This window comes from Stenotrophomonas sp. YJH_SMC_53, from assembly GCF_059369995.1.
This window is the reverse complement of record NZ_JCAFTF010000001.1, coordinates 163638-184030: the sequence shown is the minus strand read 5'-3', so window position 1 is coordinate 184030 and position 20393 is coordinate 163638. Positions and strand designations below refer to the sequence as shown.

The 20393-nt window shown below is 68.5% G+C and carries 18 protein-coding genes; 11 read left to right on the top strand and 7 right to left on the bottom strand.

Features of this window, described 5'->3' with window-relative positions; translation table 11 throughout:
- Positions 1-89: 89 nt before the first annotated feature.
- The gene (dtd, locus tag AC5P7X_RS00870; protein WP_005419588.1) at positions 90-530 is read right to left on the bottom strand and encodes a D-aminoacyl-tRNA deacylase; all 441 of its coding nucleotides are present in this window, start codon (positions 528-530) and stop codon (positions 90-92) included.
- Between the two features lie 61 nt (positions 531-591).
- On the opposite strand from dtd, the gene AC5P7X_RS00865 reads away from it, so the two are divergent.
- From AC5P7X_RS00865 to AC5P7X_RS00850, 4 genes are all read left to right on the top strand, one after another.
- On the top strand, positions 592-1512 hold the full coding sequence (locus AC5P7X_RS00865) for a lauroyl acyltransferase (protein WP_053496997.1): 921 nt from the start codon (positions 592-594) through the stop codon (positions 1510-1512).
- 87 nt (positions 1513-1599) lie between these two features.
- On the top strand, positions 1600-2736 hold the full coding sequence (gene ribA, locus AC5P7X_RS00860; RefSeq protein WP_053496995.1) for a GTP cyclohydrolase II RibA: 1137 nt from the start codon (positions 1600-1602) through the stop codon (positions 2734-2736).
- A 72-nt stretch (positions 2737-2808) separates the two neighbouring features.
- Positions 2809-3309, top strand: a complete 501-nt coding sequence (locus tag AC5P7X_RS00855; protein ID WP_346607369.1) for a PH domain-containing protein — start codon at positions 2809-2811, stop codon at positions 3307-3309.
- Positions 3306-4844, top strand: coding sequence for a PH domain-containing protein (locus AC5P7X_RS00850; protein ID WP_495214331.1), 1539 nt, complete (start codon positions 3306-3308; stop codon positions 4842-4844). Before AC5P7X_RS00855 ends, AC5P7X_RS00850 begins: the two co-directional genes overlap by 4 nt.
- 72 nt (positions 4845-4916) lie before the next feature.
- Here AC5P7X_RS00850 and AC5P7X_RS00845 read toward each other — a convergent pair whose 3' ends face one another.
- A complete protein-coding gene (locus AC5P7X_RS00845) occupies positions 4917-5975 on the bottom strand; it encodes a CDP-glycerol glycerophosphotransferase family protein (protein WP_053497033.1) in 1059 nt (352 codons plus the stop codon).
- Here AC5P7X_RS00845 and AC5P7X_RS00840 point away from each other — a divergent pair.
- On the top strand, positions 5974-6780 hold the full coding sequence (locus AC5P7X_RS00840; RefSeq protein WP_329842888.1) for a glycosyltransferase family 2 protein: 807 nt from the start codon (positions 5974-5976) through the stop codon (positions 6778-6780). The two genes, AC5P7X_RS00845 and AC5P7X_RS00840, sit on opposite strands and share 2 nt — an antisense overlap.
- A 30-nt stretch (positions 6781-6810) precedes the next feature.
- On the opposite strand, the gene AC5P7X_RS00835 is transcribed toward AC5P7X_RS00840, so the two are convergent.
- The 5 genes from AC5P7X_RS00835 to def form a co-directional block, all read right to left on the bottom strand.
- Positions 6811-8067, bottom strand: coding sequence for an O-antigen ligase family protein (locus tag AC5P7X_RS00835; RefSeq protein ID WP_329842890.1), 1257 nt, complete (start codon positions 8065-8067; stop codon positions 6811-6813).
- 152 nt (positions 8068-8219) lie between these two features.
- Positions 8220-9929 (bottom strand): ArnT family glycosyltransferase, encoded by a 1710-nt coding sequence (locus AC5P7X_RS00830; protein ID WP_053496985.1) that lies wholly within the window; start codon positions 9927-9929, stop codon positions 8220-8222.
- A gap of 22 nt (positions 9930-9951) precedes the next feature.
- Positions 9952-11283, bottom strand: coding sequence for a 16S rRNA (cytosine(967)-C(5))-methyltransferase RsmB (rsmB, locus tag AC5P7X_RS00825; RefSeq protein WP_053496983.1), 1332 nt, complete (start codon positions 11281-11283; stop codon positions 9952-9954).
- A 3-nt stretch (positions 11284-11286) separates the two neighbouring features.
- The gene (gene fmt / locus AC5P7X_RS00820) at positions 11287-12210 is read right to left on the bottom strand and encodes a methionyl-tRNA formyltransferase (RefSeq protein WP_053496981.1); all 924 of its coding nucleotides are present in this window, start codon (positions 12208-12210) and stop codon (positions 11287-11289) included.
- Positions 12211-12330: 120 nt separating this feature from the next.
- On the bottom strand, positions 12331-12843 hold the full coding sequence (gene def / locus AC5P7X_RS00815) for a peptide deformylase (protein ID WP_005419619.1): 513 nt from the start codon (positions 12841-12843) through the stop codon (positions 12331-12333).
- A 126-nt stretch (positions 12844-12969) separates the two neighbouring features.
- Between def and AC5P7X_RS00810 the strand changes: the two genes are divergently transcribed.
- From AC5P7X_RS00810 to AC5P7X_RS00785, 6 genes are all read left to right on the top strand, one after another.
- Complete coding sequence (locus AC5P7X_RS00810; RefSeq protein ID WP_005419620.1) at positions 12970-14100, top strand: LysM peptidoglycan-binding domain-containing protein; 1131 nt, start codon at positions 12970-12972, stop codon at positions 14098-14100.
- Between the two features lie 110 nt (positions 14101-14210).
- Complete coding sequence (gene dprA / locus AC5P7X_RS00805) at positions 14211-15338, top strand: DNA-processing protein DprA (protein ID WP_065196855.1); 1128 nt, start codon at positions 14211-14213, stop codon at positions 15336-15338.
- A 43-nt stretch (positions 15339-15381) separates the two neighbouring features.
- The gene (locus AC5P7X_RS00800) at positions 15382-15855 is read left to right on the top strand and encodes a DUF494 family protein (RefSeq protein WP_005419622.1); all 474 of its coding nucleotides are present in this window, start codon (positions 15382-15384) and stop codon (positions 15853-15855) included.
- 39 nt (positions 15856-15894) lie between these two features.
- A complete protein-coding gene (locus AC5P7X_RS00795; protein WP_053496977.1) occupies positions 15895-16653 on the top strand; it encodes a pilin in 759 nt (252 codons plus the stop codon).
- Positions 16654-16702: 49 nt separating this feature from the next.
- Complete coding sequence (locus AC5P7X_RS00790) at positions 16703-17632, top strand: RDD family protein (RefSeq protein ID WP_495214329.1); 930 nt, start codon at positions 16703-16705, stop codon at positions 17630-17632.
- A 193-nt stretch (positions 17633-17825) separates the two neighbouring features.
- The gene (locus AC5P7X_RS00785; RefSeq protein WP_206619971.1) at positions 17826-20309 is read left to right on the top strand and encodes a DNA topoisomerase I; all 2484 of its coding nucleotides are present in this window, start codon (positions 17826-17828) and stop codon (positions 20307-20309) included.
- Positions 20310-20393 lie beyond the last annotated feature (84 nt).

Below are 20393 nucleotides of genomic sequence, written 5' to 3'. Positions count from 1 at the left end.
TAGTGCTCGCGCCACCGGCTAGGGAGAAATAGGGAACGTAGCATTATACCAGCCCGGGGCCCCGCCTGCCGGGCGGTGGTCCCGCAGGCTCAGGGCCTGAGAAGGAAGGTCACGGGACCGTCATTGACCAGGCTGACGACCATATGGGCACCAAATCGGCCCGTTTCCACCCCCGGCGCGTGATTTTCACGACAGATCTCGACAAATCGATTGAACCCGCGTTCAGCCTCGTCCGGCGGTGCGGCCGTCGTGAAGCTGGGGCGCATGCCCGAACGGGTATCGGCGGCCAGGGTGAACTGGCTGACCAGCAGCAGGCCGCCGCCGGTGTCGCGCAGCGACCGGTTCATCTTCCCGGCCTCGTCGGCGAACACCCGGTAGCCCAGCAGGCGCTCGGCCATCCGTCGCAGCTGGGCCTCGGTATCGCCCGGTTCCATGCCGACCAGGGCCAGCAGGCCGGGGCCGATCTGCCCCACCACTTCCTGGTCGACATGGACGGCGGCCTGGCTGACGCGCTGGATCAGGACGAGCATCGTGGGCTTCCAATGAACAGGGCCGGCCACGATAGCAGCGCCCTTGGCTAAACTGGCGCCGATGAATCCGCAACGCAAAGCCCGGCTGGTCTACCGCGCCACCACCCTGTTCGCCCGCCTGCCCTGGCCACTGTTGCGGGCGTTCGCGCATGCCCTGGCGTGGACGTGGGTCCGTCTCAACGCTCGCGAGAGCCGCGTCACCCGGCGCAACCTGGAACTGGCCTACCCGGAACTGGACGGTCCGGCGCGCGACCGCCTGCACCGCGAGCTGCTGCGCTCCACCGCCCTGCAGGCCATCGAGACGCTGCGGCTGTGGAGCCAGAGGCCGGCCGACAACCTGCGCCTGCACCTGAAGCAGCGCCACGGCGAATCCCTGTACGACGCGGCCCTGGCCAGCGGCAAGGGCGTGATCGTGGCCGCACCCCACTTCGGCAACTGGGAGCTGCTGAACCAGTGGCTGGCCTCGCGCGGGCACATCGCCATCGTCTACAAGCCACCGGAGGACGAGGCCAGCGACGCCTTCCTGCAGCTGGTGCGGGGCGGCCAGAACGTGCAGCAGGTACGCGCCGAGGGCCCCGCCGTGCGCCAGCTGTTCAAGGTGCTCAAGGACGGCGGTGCCACCGGCATCCTGCCCGACCAGCAACCCAAGGCCGGCGACGGCGTGTTCGTGCCGTTCTTCGGCGTGCAGGCACTGACCATGACCCTGGTCAACCGGCTGGCCGAGCGCACCGGCGCCACCGTGCTGTATGGCTGGTGCGAGCGCGTTGGGCCGGACATGGAATTCGCCCTGCACATCGAGCCGACCGACCCGGCCGTGGCCGACCCGGACCCGCAGGTGGCGGCTACCGCGCTCAACGCCGGCATCGAGCGCATCGCCCGCCGCGACCCGACGCAGTACCAATGGACCTACAAGCGCTATACGCTGCGGCCACCGGGCAGCGGCGAGGAAGACCCGTACGCGACCGAAGAGCATCCGCACTGACGGTCGCACCACGCGGGCCCGTCCGGCCCCTGCGACCGGCGGCCGCACCACGTTGAATACGACGCCGGCGCCCCCATAGAGACTGCGATGTCCGCCTCCCCCGGTCCTGCCATGCCTGCTGCCTCTTCCCTGTTCGGCGATCCCGCCGCGATCCGCTGCGAACGCGCGGTGGCCGAACTGCGTGCCGGTCGCCCGGTACTGCTCCACGATGGCCAGGGCCAGCGCCTGGCGGTGATTGCACTGGACAGCGCCACTGCCAGCAGCTTTGCCACGTTCGCCGGTGCCGCGCGCGAGCGCCACTACCTGTTCCTGACCGCGACCCGCGCCCGCGTGCTCGGCGTGGAAGCACCGGAAGGCGCGCGCCTGCCGCTGGCTGGCATTGCCTTCGATACCCTGCCCTCGCTGGGTTACCTGCGCGAGCCCGGCCCCATGCCCGACGGCTGGGCGGCCGGCGACGCCTTCGATGCCGGCGCGGTGGAGCTGGCCCGCCTGGGCCTGCTGCTGCCGGCGATGGTCGCGGTGCGCCTGGACGTGGATGACCACACTTTCGACGGTGCCGCCGAGGTGGCCCTGTGCGACCTGGCCGAAGGCGCGGCACATGCGGCCCACGACTACGAACTGGTGGCGCGTTCGCCGGTACCGCTGCGCGACGTCGGCATGACCACCTTCGCGGTGTTCCGCGGCGGCGTGGCCCAGCGCGACCAGGTCGCGATCATCGTCGGCGAACCGGACCTGTCGTCGGTGGTACCGGTACGCGTGCACTCCTCGTGCCTGACCGGCGACCTGTTCGGCTCGCTCAAGTGCGACTGCGGCGACCAGCTGCGGCGCGGGCTGCGCAAGCTGAAGGAACTGGGCGGCGGCGTGCTGCTGTACCTGGACCAGGAAGGCCGCGGCACCGGTATCGCCGCCAAGATGCGCGCCTATGGCTACCAGCACGACGGCCTGGATACCATCGACGCCGATGCACAGCTGGGCTTCGGTGCCGACGAACGCCGCTACGGCAGTGCGGTGGCGATGCTGCATGGCCTGGGCATTTCGCGCGTGGCTCTGCTCAGCAACAACCCGACCAAGGCACAGCGCCTGCGCAATGCCGGCATCGAGGTGCTGGACTGCATTCCGGTCACCGGCGAGATCACCGCGGAAAACGAACACTACCTGCGCACCAAGGCCGATCGTGCTGGCCACCTGCTGGATGTCGATGCGCTGATCCAGGCTGCCCAGTAACGCAGCCGACCTGCTACCGTCTGCGCGGTGCGGCCACCGCCGCCGCTCGCCCTGCCACCTGACGGAGCCCGCGTGACCGACGTCGCCCCCATCGCCCCGCCCACCGATGCCTGGCAGTCGCTGCCGCAACGTGCCGCCCGCCTGGCCGCACTGGAAGGCGCCTTCGGCGGACTGTTCGTGCCAGGTCTGCCACTGGCCGCAGCTGCCTGGTTCTTCGATCTGCCCGGCGGCCTGTGGACTGCCACCCTGGGGCTGCTGATCGGCATCCTCTTCGGCGCCTGGCTCGGCCGCCGGCGACTGACCCGCACCCGCTGGCGCCTGGATGACCAGGGCCTGGGCCTGCGCCGCGACCTGATGTGGCAGCTGGAAACCCGCATTCCCATATCGCGCGTACAACACCTGGACCTGCGCCGGGGCCCGTTGGAGCGCCGCGCCGGCCTGGCCACGCTGATCGTGCACACTGCCGGTACCCGCATGAGCGCGGTCACCGTCAACGGCCTGGATGAAGCCGACGCCGAGCGCCTGCGCGACACCCTCTCGCACCAGCTGGACCAGGACGCCGACGCCCTGTGAGCCTGCCGCCGCCCCTGCCCGCATCGCTGCCTGCCGGTGGCGAGGACCATCGCCTGCACCCGTGGTCGTGGCTGTTCGTACTGCTGATGCAGCTGCGCCACTACTTCCTGCCGCTGGTCGCGCTGCTGGTGTTCGGCCAGCGTGGCGAGCGCGACCCGATGTGGGCGCAGTTGATTCCACTGTCGGCGATCGCGGCACTGGTGCTGGTCTCGGTGCTGCAGTACCTCAGCTACCGCTACCGCATCGGCAGCGATGTCATCACCGTGCGCAGCGGGCTGCTGGCGCGCAACCGCCGCGAGATCCCGTTCGCCCGCATCCACAACGTGGAAGTGCGGCAGAACCCGCTGCACCGGCTGTTCGGTGTGGCCGAGCTGCGCCTGGAATCGGCCGGCGGCGTGCGGCCGGAAGCCGAGATGCGGGTACTGAGGCTGGACCAGGCGCTGGCGCTGGAACGGCTGGTGCGCCAGCGTGGGCAGGCACCGCAGCCCGCCGACGTCGTCGCCACGCCCTCGATCACCGGGACCGACACCGAACAGGTGCTGCTGCGCCTGTCGAGCTGGGACGTGGTGCGCATGGGCCTGCTCTCCAACCGCGGATGGGCACTGGCGATCGCCGCCTTCGGCGTGCTGTTCCAGACCGTGCCGCGGCCGGTGATGGACGCGGCCATCCAGCGTGGTGGCAGGGAGGCCTTCGGCTACGCAAGCCACCTGCATCCCGGCGTGGCCGGCGCCTTCCTGCTGCTGGCCGCAGCCCTGCTGCTGGGCTGGCTGGCGCTGCGGGCGTTGTCGGTGGTGCTGACCCTGCTGCGCTATCACGGCTTCACTCTCAGCGAGCAGGATCGCCGGCTGACCGTCTCGGCTGGCCTGGTCAGCCGAACCCGCAGCAGTGTCGCGCGTCGCCGCATCCAGGCCTGGACGCTGCACGAAACCACCCTGCATCGCTGGTTCGGCCTGCGCCAGCTGCGCATCGACAGCGCCGCCGGCGGCCCTTCGCGGGACCAGGACCGCGCCCTGCGCGAGCTGGCACCGCTGGCCCCGGCAATGCGCTGCGAGCAGTTGGTGCAGCACCTGCTGCCACAACTGCAGTGGCCACCGGCGCAGTGGCAGTCCATTCCGCAGCGTGGCTGGTGGCGGCTGTGCCTGGGTGCGCTGCTGCTGGTCCCCGTGCTGGCCGCAGCCGCGTACTGGCGCTGGGGATCATGGGGCCTGATCGTGCTGGCCTGGTTGCCGCTGGCGCTGCTGGTGGCACATCGGCAGATGGCGCGCATGGGCTGGTATCTGGATGACCACTACGTCGCCGTGCGCGGCGGTTGGTGGAAGCGCTGGTGGCGCTGGGCCGAGCTGGACAAGGTGCAGGGCCTGCGCCTGCTGCGCTCGCCACTGGACAAGCTGTTGGGCACCAGCAGCCTGCAGCTGGATACCGCCGGCGCGCATGGTGATGTGGCGTTGATCCTGCACTACCTGCCGCAGGCGCAGGCGCAACAGGTGATGGAGCAGCTGGCCGCAGCACTCGCGCGGCGCAAGCTGCGCTGGTGACGGCGGGGCCGGATCCCGGCCGCGCATCCACGCATGGCGTGGATCTACTGTAGAGCCGAGCCCACGCTCGGCTTACCGCTGCGACGGCCCCCAATACCCCAGGTCCTTGCGGATCTGCAGGTCGCGCACCCAGCTGCCGAACGGCTTGCGCCGCAGCACGCCCATCTCGCCGGACAGGAAATCCTCGGTAGCCGCAATCACGCGCTCGCTGGACAGGCCATCGCGGTACGGATGGATGGCATCGGCGTAGCGCACGATCTCCGCCTGCAGCGCGGCGTCGGGATGCAGCGCGCGCTGCAGCATCGCCGGCAGCTGCACCGGGTCGTCGAAGTCGATCATGTGCGGCTTGGGCACCCGGTTGCGGAAGGTCACCACCGGCTTGTGCTGGACGATGAACTCCGAAACGATCGAGGACGTATCGGACACCAGCACATCGGCGGCGCGCTGTGCGGCCATCACCTGCTCCGGCTCGATGAAGCGCGCATTGGCACCGGCCAGCGCGCGGTAGCGTTCGAACAATTCCGGTGGGCACTTCGGGTGCAGGGTCAGCAGCCAGTAGCGCTTGCCCTCGGCGATGTCGGCAGCAATCTGCGCATGCAGGTGCGGGGCTGCGCTCAGGCGTTCGGTGAAGGTCGAACCGAACAGGATCACCGGGCGTCCTCCAGCGGCGGCGCGCAGCGCGGCGCTCTCGCCACCATCGTCGCGGAACAGCGGATCCAGCTTCGGCCAGCCGGTCTCGGCCACCGCGAAGTGGCCCTGCAGGGCCGCGATCTCGCGGAACGGCCCGGTGGTGGCCGGCCCCTGCGTGCAGTACAGGTCGAACATGCCGCGCACCCGGAAGTGGCCGCGCGCACTGTCCCGCTTCTCCACGTTGAAGCCATGGAACAGCTGCACCTTGGCTCCCGAAAGGAAGGTCGGCACCCAGTTGGCGGCGCTGAACACCGCCCGCGGCCGCATTGCCAGCGCCTGCTTGAGGCCGATGTTGGGCACTCCCGGCAGCTGGCTGCCGGCCGCGCCGCCCTCGAACCAGGCTGCCACCTCCTGCCCGGAGGCGTGCAAGGCCTGCGCCAACGGGGCGAGAATAGGCAGCGCATAGCGCTCCGTCGCAAACAACAGGTACCCGGCCATCATGTCCTCCACGACCGCTCCCATCGAACGGCCTCGCATCTCGGCCTGCATTATCGCGTTCAACGAGGCCGGCCGCATCGGCGACTGCCTGGCCTCACTGGCCTTCTGCGATGAGATCGTCGTCGTGGACTCCTACTCCACCGATGCCACCGTGGCCATCGCCGAGGCCGCAGGCGCCCGCGTGCTGCAGCGCCCGTTCGACGGCTTCCGCAGCCAGAAGGCGTACTGCGTCGAGCAGGCCCGCCACGACTGGGTGCTGTGCCTGGACGCCGATGAGCGGATCAGCCCGGAACTGCGTGCGGCCATCGAACAGGCCCGCGACGGTGGCTTCGCTGGCCATGCCGGCTATCGCTTCGCACGCCTGTCGGAGTACTTCGGCAAGTTCCTGCGCCATGGCAATGCCTACCCGGACCGGGTGATGCGCCTGTTCGACCGCCGCCGTGGCGGCTGGCGCGGCAAGCGCGAGATCCACGAGGCCGCCAGCGTCGATGGCAGTGTGGGTACCCTGCGCGGCGACCTGGTCCACTATCCCTACCGCTCCTTGCAGCAGCAGCTGGCCAAGACCGAGAAGTACGCGCGGATGATGGCCGAGCACGAGTTCGCGCGCGGTAAACGGGCCACGCTGGGCAAGCTGGTGCTGGCACCGGCCTGGCGGTTCTGGCGCGGCTTCGTGTTCCGTGGCGGCTTCCGCGACGGCTGGCATGGCCTGGTCTACGCCTATGTGCGCGCCAACTACGTGCGCCAGAAGACCATCATGCTGTGGATGCTGGGCAACGGCCAGGCCGTGGCCGACCCGACGAACCCCTGATCGCCGGGCCCTGCCCGGCGCTCCGATGCGTCACGCCCCGGTGGCTGCCCGGTAGCGCGCGCCTTCGACGATCGACAGGCCGGTCAGCAGGCCGACCAGGGTCACGTAGAAGCTGGCGGTCATCTGGTGCGCGAACATCGACTGGGTCAGTCCGCACAACGCGTAGGTGATCACCAGCATGATGCCGGCTGCGGCCGGCCCACGGAAGGTTGACCGGCCACTACGGCGATGCAGGCGCACGAACAACCACAGCGGGATGCCATACACCGCCAGCAACAACAGCAGGCCCGGTACGCCCTGGGTCGCTGCCCATTCGGCAACATCGTTGTGTGCATGCCCCAGGTGGCAGCGCGCCTCTCCCGGGTTCTCACGGCAGACCGGCACGCGCTGCATCGCACTGTCGAAATGACCGATGCCAACACCGACCAGCGGGTGATCGAGGAACGTCGCCCAGGCCACCTGCAGGCGCTCCACGCGGGCACCGGCGGAAGAATCACTGTCGCCCAGTTCCATCCGCTGCACGTCACTGTGCAGCTCGCTCAGGCGCACCTGGTGACGCAGCTCCGGCACCGACAGCAACAGGGTCGCGCCGATCGCCAGCATGCCGGCCAGCACCGACAGGCGCGCCGCACCGGTGCGCCAGCGCAGGCTCAGTGCCAGCACCACCAGAAGCGCCAGCAGGGCGGCGAACACGCCGCGGCTGCCGGTCAGCACGATGGTGCCGCAGCCGGCGGCCGTGCCGAGGATCACCAGCGACCAGCGCCGCGACGGGCGACAGAACACCAGCAGCACCATCAACACCATCACGATGTCGGCCAGCACGATGGCGTTGGTGAACAACTCTGCGCGCGGGGCGCCACCCAGCACCTGCCACAGCGACATCGCGAAGGTGGCGAGCAGGCCGGTCAATGATCCGTACCAGAGCCACCGCAGGTTGGGACGCAGCGCGCAGACCCAGAGCGCGATCCACGGGATCACCACGAATCGCGAGCGGTTGTCGACGTCACGCAGGCCCTGCTCGAACAACACCACCGACAGTACGCCGAGCGCCAGCACCGCCAGCATCAGCCAGGCCAGCACTTTCACCGGCTGACCGGCCATGCCGCGCGCGCGCCACAGCAGCTCCGGCGCCAGCAGCGTGCTGAGCAGCAGCAGCAGGCCATACGGCAGCAGGTTGATCGGCACGGTCAGCACCAGTGCCGGCAGGCAGAACAGGCCCAACTGGGCCAGCGCATGCGCGGCCCCATGGCGCCCACCGGCGGGAACGCCCAGCGGGTCGCCGGCCATGGGGTTCAGGTTGTCCGGTGAAGCTGGCACGTCGGGAAGTATCGCTGCAATCTGCGGGAAGAACGGGAAGGACCAACGGAGGCCGTCCCAGCCTGCTGTTTTACTGCCTTTGGGCCCGCTTGGGCAGACTGGACAAGCCGGAATCGTGGTGGCTAGTCATGTTCCTGCAAACGCCGTTCACGTTCGCGCTCCTCTGCAGTGACCACGCAGGGCACCTTCACCGCTGCTGCCGGCACCAGCCACCAGCGCCGCCGGTTGGCCACGCCGGCCAGTTCAGAACGGTTGCGGTCGACGCACGACAGCATCGCGTATTCGTGCACCAGCAACCAGCGGCGTCCGGGCGCCAGCCGCTGCCAGCGCGTGGCCGCAATCAGCTGCTCGTCCCAGTCCGTCTCGAAACCGAAGGTCGCTGCGGGGCGGTCGGCCAACAGCAGATGCTGCTCCTTCCAGGCCACCAGCCCCAATTCGGCATCCGGTCCCAGACGGTCACCAACCGTGCGCATCAGGCCGCGGGCGGAACTGGAATCGTTCAGCAGCGGATAGCCGACCAGGCTGTACAGCACCCAGACCATCGCCAGGGTCGACACCAGCGCCAGATGCCGGCGACGGCCGCAGGCCAGCAGGCTCACTCCGCCCCACACGCCCATCGCCAGGATCGTCCAGGCCAGTGCGTCGACGGCGCCGGGCGCCAGCCCGCGGCTGTGGGTCAGGCGCAGCTCGAAGGCCGGCTCGCCCAGCACCGCCATCGCACCGGCCAGGGCCAGGCCCAGTGACAGCAGGCCGGTGAACACCCCCACCACGGCCTGCACATCGCGCCGCCTCAGCAATCCAGGCAACAGCGGCGCCAGCACCAGGCAGAACATCGGCAGTGCCGGCAGGATGTACACATCGCGCTTGCCGGCGGGAATCGAGAAGAACAGCACCACCATCAGCCACCAGGCCAGCGGCAGCAGGTAGCGCGGGTCGCGGCGGCGCAGCCGGCGGCGCCACGCCGGAATCGCCCAGGGCAGGGCCAGGAACGCCGGGATCCACATCAGCGGCATCGTCGCCAGGAAGTACCAGGCGGGCTGGTGATGGTCCCAGGAATGGGCGTAGCGCCGCGCCGTCTGCTGGAACAGGATGTCGTCCATGTAGGCCAGGTACTCGTCCGAGCCGGTGGCAAAGCCGGCCAGCAGCATCGGCGCCAGCCACAACGACACCGCCAGCAGGAAGGCCAGCGGCGCCAGCCAGAAACGCGCGTCGCGCGCATGCAGTCCCACCCGTGGCCACTGCAACGCCGCGGCGATGGCCGCAGGCACGAGCATCAGCAGCGCCAGCATCCCCACGCCCTTGGTGATCACGCCGATGCCAGCAAAGAACCAGCCCAGCCACCACCAGCGCCAGCTTGGTCCCAGCAAAAGGTGGCGCAGCAGGCCGTAGTTGGCCAGGGTGATGAACAGCAGCAGCAGTGGGTCGATCTGCGCCTTCTTCGCCTGGAAGGTGAACTGCAGCGCGAACAGCAGCGCCCAGCCGGCGTACAGCCCCACCCGCCGCGTCCACAGGCGTCGCCCCAGGTCGACCACGCACCACAGTGTGCCCAGGGCCGCCAGCAGCGACGGCAGCAGGAAGGCCACGCGCCACTGCCCGACCAGGCTGTACAGCGTGGCCTGCCACCACATCAGCATCGGCGGCTTGTCCGAGTACAGCTCGGTGCCGCGATGCGGGAACAGCCACTGCCCGCTGTCGAACATCTGCTTGGCCACCAGCGCGAAGCGCGGTTCGTCCGACGGCCACGGATCACGAAGGCCCAGCCCGGCCCCCAGCACCAGCAGGGCCATCGCCACGAACAACCACGTCTCGCGCGACGCGCGGGATTTCAGCATGGGACTCGGAACGTCAGCGGGGTCAGGCTGTTTTTAGCAGACGCGCGTAAAAGAAACCGTCAGCATCGTTGTCACCCGGCAGGCGCTGGCGCGCAATCCCCTCGCAATCGAGGCCGAATGTGTCATCCAGAGGCTGTGCCGCTGCGTCCGGATGCCACTTCAGGAAGGCTCGCACCTGATCGACGTTCTCGGCGCGCAGGATCGAACAGGTGGCGTACAGCAGCACGCCTCCCGGGCGCAGCATCGACCAGCAGGCCTCCAACAGGCGGGCCTGCACGCCGACCAGCGCATCGATGTCCTCGGCGCGGCGGTGGAACATCACGTCCGGCTGGCGGCGGATCACGCCGGTGGCCGAGCACGGGGCATCCAGCAGGATGGCGTCGAACGGCGTGCCATCCCACCAAGCCCCGGGATCGCTGGCATCGGCCACCCGGGTCTGCGCGCCCTCACCCACACCGGTGCGGGTATAGGTATCGCGGGCGCGCGCGAGTCGACGCGCATCGATATCGAGCGCCAGCAGGCGCAGACTGGGGTCACGTTCCAGCAGGTGCGCCGACTTGCCACCGGGTGCCGCACAGGCGTCCAGCACGCGGGCGCCGGTCGCGGGCGCCAGCGCGTCGGCTGCGCATTGCGCCGACAGGTCCTGTACCGACAGTGCACCGTCGGCAAAACCCGGCAGCTGGTTCACCGCAACGGGGGCCGCCAGGCGCAGTGCATCGGCGCAGAGCGCGCTGGGTTCGGCGGCAATGCCCGCCTCGGCCAGTGCCGCCAGTGCCTTGTCACGGCCGCCGTGCTGGCGGTTGGCACGCAGCCACAACGGTGCCGGTTGCAGGCTGGCGCTGAAGATCGCGTCGGCCTGTACCGGCCAATCGCGTTCCACCGCATCGGCCAGCCATTCCGGGAAGGCATCGCGCGCCGGCTGCTCCGGGAAACCTTCGCGCTGCGCGCGGCGCAGGATCGCATTGACCAGGCCGGCCTGGCGCTCACGGCCCAGCGCACGCGCGGCATCGACCGTGGCCGACAGCGCCGCATGCGCCGGCAGTTCCAGAACGTCCAGCTGGGCGAAGCCCACCATCAACAGGGTGCGCAGATCGGCGTCGCGCGCCGACAGCGGCTTCTGCATCCACGACTGCAAGGCAGCGTCATAGGTACTGCGGCGACGCAGCACCGCAAAGCACAGCGCTTCCAGCAAGGCACGATCGCGGCTGTCGGCCAGCTTCGGCAGCGCCCAGGCCAGTTCGGCCTTCAATGAACGGCCACGGGTGAACACCTGTGCCAGCACACGTGCGGCCAGCATGCGGGTGGCCGCGCCCGGCGCCGCCTTGGCCACGGAGAAATCGTTCTGCTTCGACACCGCTTATGCTCCCACGCGCAGATCACGGCGGGCGTTGAGGTAGTCGGCGGCGGTGATCGCCTTGCCGCCTTCGCGCTGCAGCGTACGCAAGCGCAGTGCGCCCTGGCCACAGGCGATGTCGATGCCATCGCGGCTGGCCGCCAGCACCGTGCCCGGCGCTTGGCCGTGGGCCTCCTCCAGCGCCACCGCGCCATGGATGCGCACGCGTTCGCCAGCCAGCGTCGCTTCGGCGATCGGCCACGGATTGAAGGCACGCACGGTACGCGCCAGCACATCGGCGCCCTGCGCCCAGTCCAGACGGGCTTCGGCCTTGTCCAGCTTGTGCGCATAGGTCACGCCCTGCTCCGGCTGCGGCCGCGCGATCGGCTTGATGCCGGCCCGCAGCAGGCCCAGGCCGTCGGACAGGACCTGTGCACCCAGCTCGGCCAGCTTGTCATGCAGCTGGCCACCGGTATCGGTGGCAGCGATCGGCAGTTCCTGGTGCAGCAGCACCGGGCCGGTATCCAGGCCTGCTTCCATCTGCATCAGGCACACACCGGTCTTTGCGTCACCGGCCTGGATCGCACGCTGGATCGGCGCCGCCCCGCGCCAGCGTGGCAACAGCGAGGCATGCACGTTCCAGCAGCCGTGGGTCGGGATCGCCAGTACCGCCTTGGGCAGGATCAGGCCGTAGGCCACCACCACCATCAGGTCCGGCTGCAGGTCGCGCAGCTGCTGCTGTGCAGCCTCGTCCTTCAGTGATTCGGGCTGGTAGACCGGAATGCCACGGGCCACCGCCTCGAGCTTGACCGGCGACGGTGCCAGGCCACGGCCACGGCCGGCCGGCCGGTCAGGCTGGGTATAGACGGCCACGACCTCGTGGTGGCGCGCCGCGGCGCGCAGCGACGACACCGCGAATTCCGGCGTACCGGCAAAGACAATCCTCATGGCTACCCCACTTGCAGGATGGATTCGTGCAGGAAAGAAAACGGCGCCGTCGGCCGGCGCCGTGCAGCCCGCGCGCGTCGCGCAGGCACGGGCCACCCAAAGGGCGGCCCGGATGGGCGATCACGCCACGTGCTTGCGCTGCTTGGCCAGCTTCTTGCGGACCATCTCGCGCTTGAGCGGCGACAGGTAGTCGATGAACAGCTTGCCGTCCAGGTGGTCCATCTCGTGCTGGATGCAGGTGGCCAGTACTTCACCGGCCTCCAGCTGCTGTTCCTGGCCGTTTCGGTCCAGGTACTTCACGGTGATGGTGTCGGCGCGGGTGACGTCGGCGAAGATGCCCGGGACCGACAGGCAGCCCTCCTGGTACACCCGGCCCCCGTCCCTGGCGACGATTTCCGGGTTGATGAACACATGCGGTTCATTCTTTTCTTCGCTGACATCGATGACCATGAAGCGCTTGTGCACGTCCACCTGGGTGGCCGCCAGGCCGATGCCCGGGGCGTCGTACATGGTCTGGAACATGTTGTCGATCAGTTCCTGGAAGGCCGGCGTGGTGACTTCGGCGGCGTCGATCAACGCAGCCTTGGTACGCAGGCGCGGATCGGGGAACTCGAGAATGGGGAGAAGGGCCATGGCTGTTTCCGGATAGGGAGCCGGCACGCCGGCATACGTCGCAGATTCTAGCTCCAACGCTTGCCTTGCGCCCCGGTTTCTGGACTATAGTGCGTGGACCTGTTGGGGAATCAGGGCTTCACACCTATGTTGCTTCGTTTTCGTACGGTCGTCGCCGCGGCGATGCTGACCGTGGCTGCCTATGCTACCGCCGTGGAAGTGAATGGCGGGCACCCGGACACCTATGTGGTCCGAAAAGGGGATACGTTGTGGGATATCGCCGCACGTTTCCTGCAGAAGCCTTGGCTGTGGCCGGAGATCTGGCAAGCCAATCCGCAGATCGCCAACCCGCACCTGATCTATCCAGGTGACGTGCTGAGCCTTGCCTACCTGGACCGGGTGACCGTGTCCCAGGCCGGCCCGCGCCAGGAGGCCCCGATCGACGCCATTCCGCTGGCCCAGGTCGAGCCGTTCCTGAAGCAGCTGAGCGTTGTCGACAGCATCAAGCAGCTGCCCTACGTGGTCGGCCTGGAGGACAGCCGCCTGCGCGTGTCCGGCGGTGACACCGTCTACGTGCGCCTGGCCGATGCCCAGGTGGGCCAGCGCTGGGCCGTGGTACGCCCGACCGTACGGTACGCCCAGCCCAAGCCGACTGAAGACCTGACCGCCAATGGCGACGTGACCCCGGGCAGCGGCAACCTGTGGAAGGCCTACAACGCGCCCAACGCCCGCCGTGGCGTGCTCGGCTACGAGCTGGCCCAGGTCGCTACCGGCACCATCACCCAGATTGCCGGCGGCAAGGTCGAGGCCTCCACGCTGGTGCTGGACAAGAACGACGGCGGCCGCGAAGTGCGCGCCGGTGACCGCCTGGTGCCGGTCGAAGCCAAGCCGTACGACCTGCAGTTCATCCCTCATGTACCCGCTGCCGGTGTCGAGGGTGTGGACGTGCGCGTGCTGGCCGTCACCGACATGTTCAATGCCGGTGGCCCGCGCGACGTGATCGCGATCTCGGCCGGCCGTGCCCAGGGCGTGGACAACGGCACCGTGTTCTCGCTGTGGCGCCCGGGCCGCCATGTGGCGCACCGCATGAAGTACCCGAACTCCTCGCGCATGGACGACTCGCTCAGCACCGGCGCGGGCCGGGTCTCGCTGCCGGATGAGTATGCCGCACACGCGATGGTGTTCCGTACCTTCGACAACGTCAGCTACGCGCTGGTGATGCAGGGCGTGAAGCCGGTGCAGGTCGGTTACAACGCGCTGCACCCGGACGCGAAGTAACCGTTGCCGGGCGTGCCGGCCGCTGCCCGGCAGGCGTCTGCGGGAAAACCTGACGATCACGTGCGAAGGCGCCCTAGGGCGCCTTTGTTGTGTGCGGCCGATAGTGGGGGATGACCACGCATGCATATGAGGCGCTGCTGCGCCTGTTGATGGCGGGAGGCGCACTGGCGCCACGACGGGCCCTGCTGCAGGCCGCAGGCGGTGCGCAAGCCGCCATCGCGCAAGGCCCGGCGAACTGGCGCGCGCACGGCTGCACGCCGGAGCAATGCGCCGCGCTGGAACGTCCCGACGCCCGGGCGCGTGCAGCCGCCCTGCGCTGGCTGGAACAGGACAACCATCACCTTTTGCCGTGCACCGATCCGGCCTTTCCACCCTCGTTGCTGGAGGTGCCCAACCCGCCGCTGGCGCTGTTCGTCGCCGGCGACCCAAGCCTGGCCTGGCGCCCGTCGGTGGCGCTGGTCGGCAGCCGTTCCCCCACCCCGGGCGGGCGCGCACTGGCCGCGCGTTTTGCCGGCTGTTTCGTCGAAGCGGGCCTGGCGGTGACCAGCGGCCTGGCCGCAGGCATCGATGCGGCTGCGCACCAGGCCACGCTCGAGGCCGGTGGCTGCACCGTGGCGGTGATCGGCACGGGCCCTGACCGCGCCTATCCGGACAGCCACGCCCAGCTGCAGGCGCGCATCGCCGCCGAGGGCGTGGTGCTCAGCGAGTACCTGCCAGGTACGGCGGCCCGCCCAGGTCACTTCCCCGCGCGCAACCGGCTGGTGGCCGGGCTGGCGCTGGCCACCGTGGTGGTCGAGGCCGCGCAGCGTTCGGGCGCGCTGATCACCGCGCGCCTGGCCGCCGAGGCAGGCCGCGAGGTCTGTGCCCTGCCCGGGTCGGTGCTCAACCCGCGCGCGGCTGGTTGCCACCGCCTGATCCGCGAGGGCGCGGCGCTGGTCGAGCGCCCCGAGGAGGTTCTGGAACTGCTCGCCCCTGCCCTTCGCCTGCAGCTGCCGGGCTTGCAATCGCGGCTGTCCACCCCCACTGAACAGGCACTGCCGGCCCTCCTGCCGGCGCGCTGGGCCGACGACCCTGACTACCAGTGCTTGTGGCGAGCCCTGGACCACAACCCAAGCGGTATGGATTCACTGATCACGCGCTGTGGATTGACGGCGCCCCAGGTGTCCTCCATGCTGCTGGCCATGGAACTGGCGGGAATCGTGGTGTGCGTACACGGCCGCTACTGTCGAACTCCCTAGTTTCTTCACCTCCACAGCGTCGCGCGACGCAGGCCGAGGGGCAATGAAAGAGAGCATCCTGGATGTACTGCTGTACCTGTTTGAACACTATTTCAGCGAAGATGCGGACCTGATCCGTGACCGCGATTCGCTGCAGAACGGCCTGATCCAGGCCGGTTTCAGCCCCACCGAGATCAACAAGGCGTTCGACTGGCTCGATGCCCTGGCCGCGCAGCGGCCGAGCGTGGCCCAGGCGCGGGTCGATGGCCCCGTGCGCATCTACCATGGCCCCGAGCTGGACAAGCTGGATGTGGAATGCCGCGGCTTCCTGCTGTACCTGGAACAGCACGGCATCCTCGACGCCGACCAGCGCGAGCTGGTGCTGGACCGGGCGATGGCCCTGGACCAGGACGAACTGGACCTGGATGACCTGAAATGGGTCGTGCTGATGGTGCTGTTCAACCAGCCCGGCTCCGAAGCGGCCTATGCCTGGATGGAGACGCAGATGTTCATGGACGAGCCAGAACCCCTTCACTGACCGTACACTTGGGGGCATAGCGCATTCAGGAGCGTCCCCGTGAGCGAGTGGTTCCATGCAGAAGGCAACCGGCAGCAAGGCCCGCTGCCGGCGGAACAGTTGGTCGAATTGTTCCGAAACAACCAGATCTCCCTGGACACCCTGGTCTGGCGCGACGGCCTGCCGCAATGGCAGCCGTTGCGCACCGTTGTCGACGAGCTGGGCCTGATCGTGCCGGCGCTGGACGTTGCTGCGCCGGCCCAGCAACCCGAGCCGGAACCGGAACCGGTGGCCCCGCCTCCGCCGCAGCCGCCTGTACTGCCGCCGTCCACGCCCTATGCCACCCAGGCGGCGGCTGGGGTCCTGCCGCCGCCGAAGAAGAAGCTCTCCGGTTGCGCCCTGACCGCGATCATCGGCGGCGGCCTGCTGCTGGTACTGGTACCGATCATGGCCATCCTCGCGGCGATCGCCCTGCCCGCATACAACGACTACACCGTGCGTGCCAGGATCGCGACTGCGGTCAATGCCCTGCAGCCGCTGAAGCAGCAGGTGCAGCACTTCGCCGACGATGAAGGCCGCTGCCCCGGTGCCAACGATGCCGGTTTCCCGGCCCCGGGTGACTTCACCCAGGCCGGCCTGTCGGCGGTGAACATCGGCCGCTTCAACAACGGCCACTGTGGCATCGAAGCAACGCTGGCCGTGCCCGGCAAGAGCCTCGATGGCGACCTGCTGTGGCTGGAATATGATCGCGACAGCGGCCGCTGGGAATGCAGCGGTGAAAGCGACGACAAGTACCTGCCGACGTCATGCCGCGGCTGAGCCACGCGCACGGCAGCACATCCAAGGACGATCCAACAGGGAACATGCAATGACTGAGTGGTACTACGCCGTAGGACAGCAACGCCAGGGCCCGCTGTCGGTCCAGGAGATCCGCCAGCGCTTCCAGCGCGGCGAACTGAACCTGGACACCCTGGTCTGGCGCGAAGGCATGGCCCAGTGGGCTGCACTGCGCCAGGTGGTCGATGAACTGGGCCTGCAGACGCTGGCCGACGCCAGCACCGCCACTGCCAGTGGCGGCTTCGACCTGCGCAGCGACTACGCCGCCATCGACAACGGCACTGCGCCGCTGCCTGGCACGGGCGCGCTCAGCAGCTCACCCTACAACGCACCGGCCGCCGCCGCTGCCGGTGGCGCGCGGCCGGTGATCGGCGGCGAGGTGGTCTACGCCGGCTTCTGGAAGCGCGTCGCGGCCTACATGATCGACTACTTCGTGCTGGCCGTGCCGGGCGGCATCATCGGCGCCATCATCGGCGTGGTGCTTGGCGCCAGCATGGGCGCGGTGGGCAGTGGCGAGACCTCCATCGAAATCGTCGCGCAGCTGGCCAGCGCGCTGATCAACATGGCCATCGGCGTGGCCTACTACACCTGGTTCCATTCCTCGCAGGGCGGCGCCACGCTGGGCAAGATGGCGGTCGGCATCAAGGTCGTGCGCAGCAATGGTGGCCGCCTGACCCGTGGCCGCGCCTTCGGTCGCTACTGGGCCATGCTGCTGAGCAGCTTCACCCTGGGCATCGGCTTCCTGATGGCCGCCTTCACCGAGCGCAAGCAGGGCCTGCACGACATGATCTGCGACACCCTGGTGGTCGACCGCTGGGCCTACACCGACCAGCCGCAGCTGCAGCGCCATGAGCTGGGTACGGTCACCATCGTGATCCTGGTACTGACCGGCCTGCTGACGGTGGCGGGCCTGGTGCTGCTGGTGGCTGCGGTCGGCTTCATCGCCAAGATGGCCTCATGAACGGCCATCCTCACGTCTGGCTGCTTGACAGGGGCTGGCCGGGCGTGATTCCTCTAATAAGGTGAAACCTGAACGCCCGGCACACTACCGGGCGTTCAGCGTATTGATTTGTCCGTGGCCGCTTCACTAATGCGGCCGTTTGCTCCACCCTAGCGGCCCCTTCCCTGCGGCTCGCCCCACAGACACTGCTGCCATGCCCAAGCACCTGCTCATCGTCGAATCGCCGGCCAAGGCCAAGACGATCAACAAATACCTCGGCAAGGACTACACCGTCCTGGCCTCGTATGGGCATGTGCGTGACCTGATTCCGAAGGAAGGCGCGGTCGACCCGGACAACGGGTTCGCCATGCACTACGACGTGATCGACAAGAACGAAAAGCATGTCGATGCGATCGCCAAGGCCGCCAAGGGCGCCGACGACATCCTGCTGGCAACCGACCCGGATCGCGAGGGTGAAGCGATCAGCTGGCATATCGCCGAGATCCTGAAGGAACGCGGGCTGGTCAAGGACAAGCCGATGCAGCGCGTGGTGTTCACCGAGATCACCCCGCGCGCCATCAAGGAAGCGATCAGCCAGCCGCGTGCGATCGCCAGCGACCTCGTCGACGCCCAGCAGGCCCGTCGCGCACTTGACTACCTGGTCGGCTTCAACCTGTCGCCGGTGCTGTGGCGCAAGGTGCAGCGCGGCCTGTCTGCCGGCCGCGTGCAGAGCCCGGCGCTGCGCATGATCGTCGAGCGCGAGGAAGAGATCGAAGCCTTCATCGCCCGCGAGTACTGGTCGATCGCTGCCGAGTGCGCGCACCCGTCCCAGCACTTCAATGCCAAGCTGGTCAAGCTGGACGGGCAGAAGTTCGAGCAGTTCACCGTCACCGATGGCGACACCGCTGAAGCGGCGCGCATGCGCATCCAGCAGGCCGCGCAGGGCTCGCTGCACGTCACCGACGTCGCCAGCAAGGAGCGCAAGCGCCGCCCGGCGCCGCCGTTCACCACCTCCACCCTGCAGCAGGAAGCCTCGCGCAAGCTCGGCTTCACCACCCGCAAGACCATGCAGGTGGCGCAGAAGCTGTATGAAGGCGTGGCCATCGGCGACGAAGGCACCGTCGGCCTGATTTCGTACATGCGTACCGACTCGGTGAACCTGTCGCAGGACGCGCTGGCGGAAATCCGCGACGTGATCGCCCGCGACTACGGCATCGCCTCGCTGCCGGACCAGCCCAACACCTACCAGACCAAGTCGAAGAACGCCCAGGAAGCGCACGAAGCCGTACGCCCGACCTCGGCCCTGCGCACCCCGTCGCAGGTCGCCCGGTTCCTTACCGACGACGAGCGGCGCCTGTACGAGCTGATCTGGAAGCGTGCGGTGGCCTGCCAGATGATCCCGGCCACGCTCAACACGGTCAGCGTCGACCTGTCGGCCGGCAGCGAACACGTGTTCCGCGCCAGCGGCACCACCGTGGTCGTGCCCGGCTTCCTGGCCGTGTACGAGGAAGGCAAGGACAACAAGAGCGCCGAGGACGAGGATGAGGGCCGCAAGCTGCCCGCGATGAAGCCGGGCGACCGCATCCCGCTGGAACGCATCCTGGCCGAACAGCATTTCACCCAGCCACCGCCGCGCTACACCGAAGCGGCGCTGGTGAAGGCGCTGGAAGAGTACGGCATCGGCCGTCCCTCGACCTACGCCTCGATCATCCAGACCCTGCTGTTCCGCAAGTATGTGGAAATGGAAGGCCGCAGCTTCCGCCCGTCCGACGTGGGCCGCGCGGTGTCCAAGTTCCTGTCCAGCCACTTCACCCAGTACGTGGATTACGACTTCACTGCCAGGCTTGAGGACGAGCTCGATGCCGTCTCGCGCGGTGAGGAAGAATGGATCCCGCTGATGGCCCGTTTCTGGGAGCCGTTCAAGGAGCTGGTCGAAGACAAGAAGGAATCGGTCGACCGCGCCGAGGCCAGTGGCGCGCGCGAGCTCGGCACCGACCCCAAGACCGGCAAGCCGGTCAGCGTGCGGCTGGGTCGCTTCGGGCCGTATGCCGCCATCGGCAGCACCGCCGAGGACGCCGAGGAAAAGCCGAAGTTCGCCTCATTGCGCCCCGGCCAGTCGATGCACACCATCTCGTTGGAAGACGCGCTGGAACTGTTCCTGATGCCGCGCGCACTGGGCGAGGACAAGGGTGAGCCGGTCAGCGTCGGCATCGGCCGCTTCGGCCCGTTCGCCAAGCGCGGCAGCACCTACGCCTCGCTGAAGAAGGAAGACGACCCGTACACCATCGACCTGGCCCGCGCCGTATTCCTGATCGAAGAGAAGGAAGAGATCGCGCGCAACCGGATCATCAAGGAGTTCGAGGGCAGCGATATCCAGGTGCTGAACGGCCGCTTCGGCCCGTACATCAGCGATGGCAGGATGAACGGCAAGATCCCCAAGGATCGCGAGCCGTCATCGCTGACCCTGGCTGAAGTGCAGCAGCTGATGGAAGAAACCGGCAAGCCGGTGCGCAAGGGCTTCGGCGCCAAGAAGGCCGCTGCGAAGAAGGCACCGGCCAAGAAGGCTGCGGTGAAGAAGGAAGCAGCGCCGAAGAAGGCCGCGGCCAAGAAAGCGCCGGCCAAGAAGGCTGTGAAGAAAGCTGCCGCAAAGAAGGCACCGGCGAAGAAGGCCGTCAAGAAGACCGCTGCAAAGAAGTAGATCCACGCCATGCGCGGATGAGGGGTAGTGCCGGCCGCTGGCCGGCAACACCTGGAAGCCTCGGATGCCGGCCAGCGGCCGGCA

What these genes read in the sequence shown, in the direction of transcription:
- AC5P7X_RS00835 (WP_329842890.1), bottom strand. Translation starts at nt 8,067, where the DNA reads ATGGCCGGCGACCCGCTGGGCGTTCCCGCCGGTGGGCGCCATGGGGCC.
- AC5P7X_RS00785 (WP_206619971.1), top strand. Translation starts at nt 17,826, where the DNA reads ATGCCCAAGCACCTGCTCATCGTCGAATCGCCGGCCAAGGCCAAGACG.
- AC5P7X_RS00810 (WP_005419620.1), top strand. Translation starts at nt 12,970, where the DNA reads ATGTTGCTTCGTTTTCGTACGGTCGTCGCCGCGGCGATGCTGACCGTG.
- dtd (WP_005419588.1), bottom strand. Translation starts at nt 530, where the DNA reads ATGCTCGTCCTGATCCAGCGCGTCAGCCAGGCCGCCGTCCATGTCGAC.
- AC5P7X_RS00790 (WP_495214329.1), top strand. Translation starts at nt 16,703, where the DNA reads ATGACTGAGTGGTACTACGCCGTAGGACAGCAACGCCAGGGCCCGCTG.
- ribA (WP_053496995.1), top strand. Translation starts at nt 1,600, where the DNA reads ATGTCCGCCTCCCCCGGTCCTGCCATGCCTGCTGCCTCTTCCCTGTTC.
- AC5P7X_RS00800 (WP_005419622.1), top strand. Translation starts at nt 15,382, where the DNA reads ATGAAAGAGAGCATCCTGGATGTACTGCTGTACCTGTTTGAACACTAT.
- AC5P7X_RS00840 (WP_329842888.1), top strand. Translation starts at nt 5,974, where the DNA reads ATGTCCTCCACGACCGCTCCCATCGAACGGCCTCGCATCTCGGCCTGC.
- fmt (WP_053496981.1), bottom strand. Translation starts at nt 12,210, where the DNA reads ATGAGGATTGTCTTTGCCGGTACGCCGGAATTCGCGGTGTCGTCGCTG.
- def (WP_005419619.1), bottom strand. Translation starts at nt 12,843, where the DNA reads ATGGCCCTTCTCCCCATTCTCGAGTTCCCCGATCCGCGCCTGCGTACC.
- AC5P7X_RS00845 (WP_053497033.1), bottom strand. Translation starts at nt 5,975, where the DNA reads ATGATGGCCGGGTACCTGTTGTTTGCGACGGAGCGCTATGCGCTGCCT.
- dprA (WP_065196855.1), top strand. Translation starts at nt 14,211, where the DNA reads ATGACCACGCATGCATATGAGGCGCTGCTGCGCCTGTTGATGGCGGGA.
- AC5P7X_RS00865 (WP_053496997.1), top strand. Translation starts at nt 592, where the DNA reads ATGAATCCGCAACGCAAAGCCCGGCTGGTCTACCGCGCCACCACCCTG.
- AC5P7X_RS00830 (WP_053496985.1), bottom strand. Translation starts at nt 9,929, where the DNA reads ATGCTGAAATCCCGCGCGTCGCGCGAGACGTGGTTGTTCGTGGCGATG.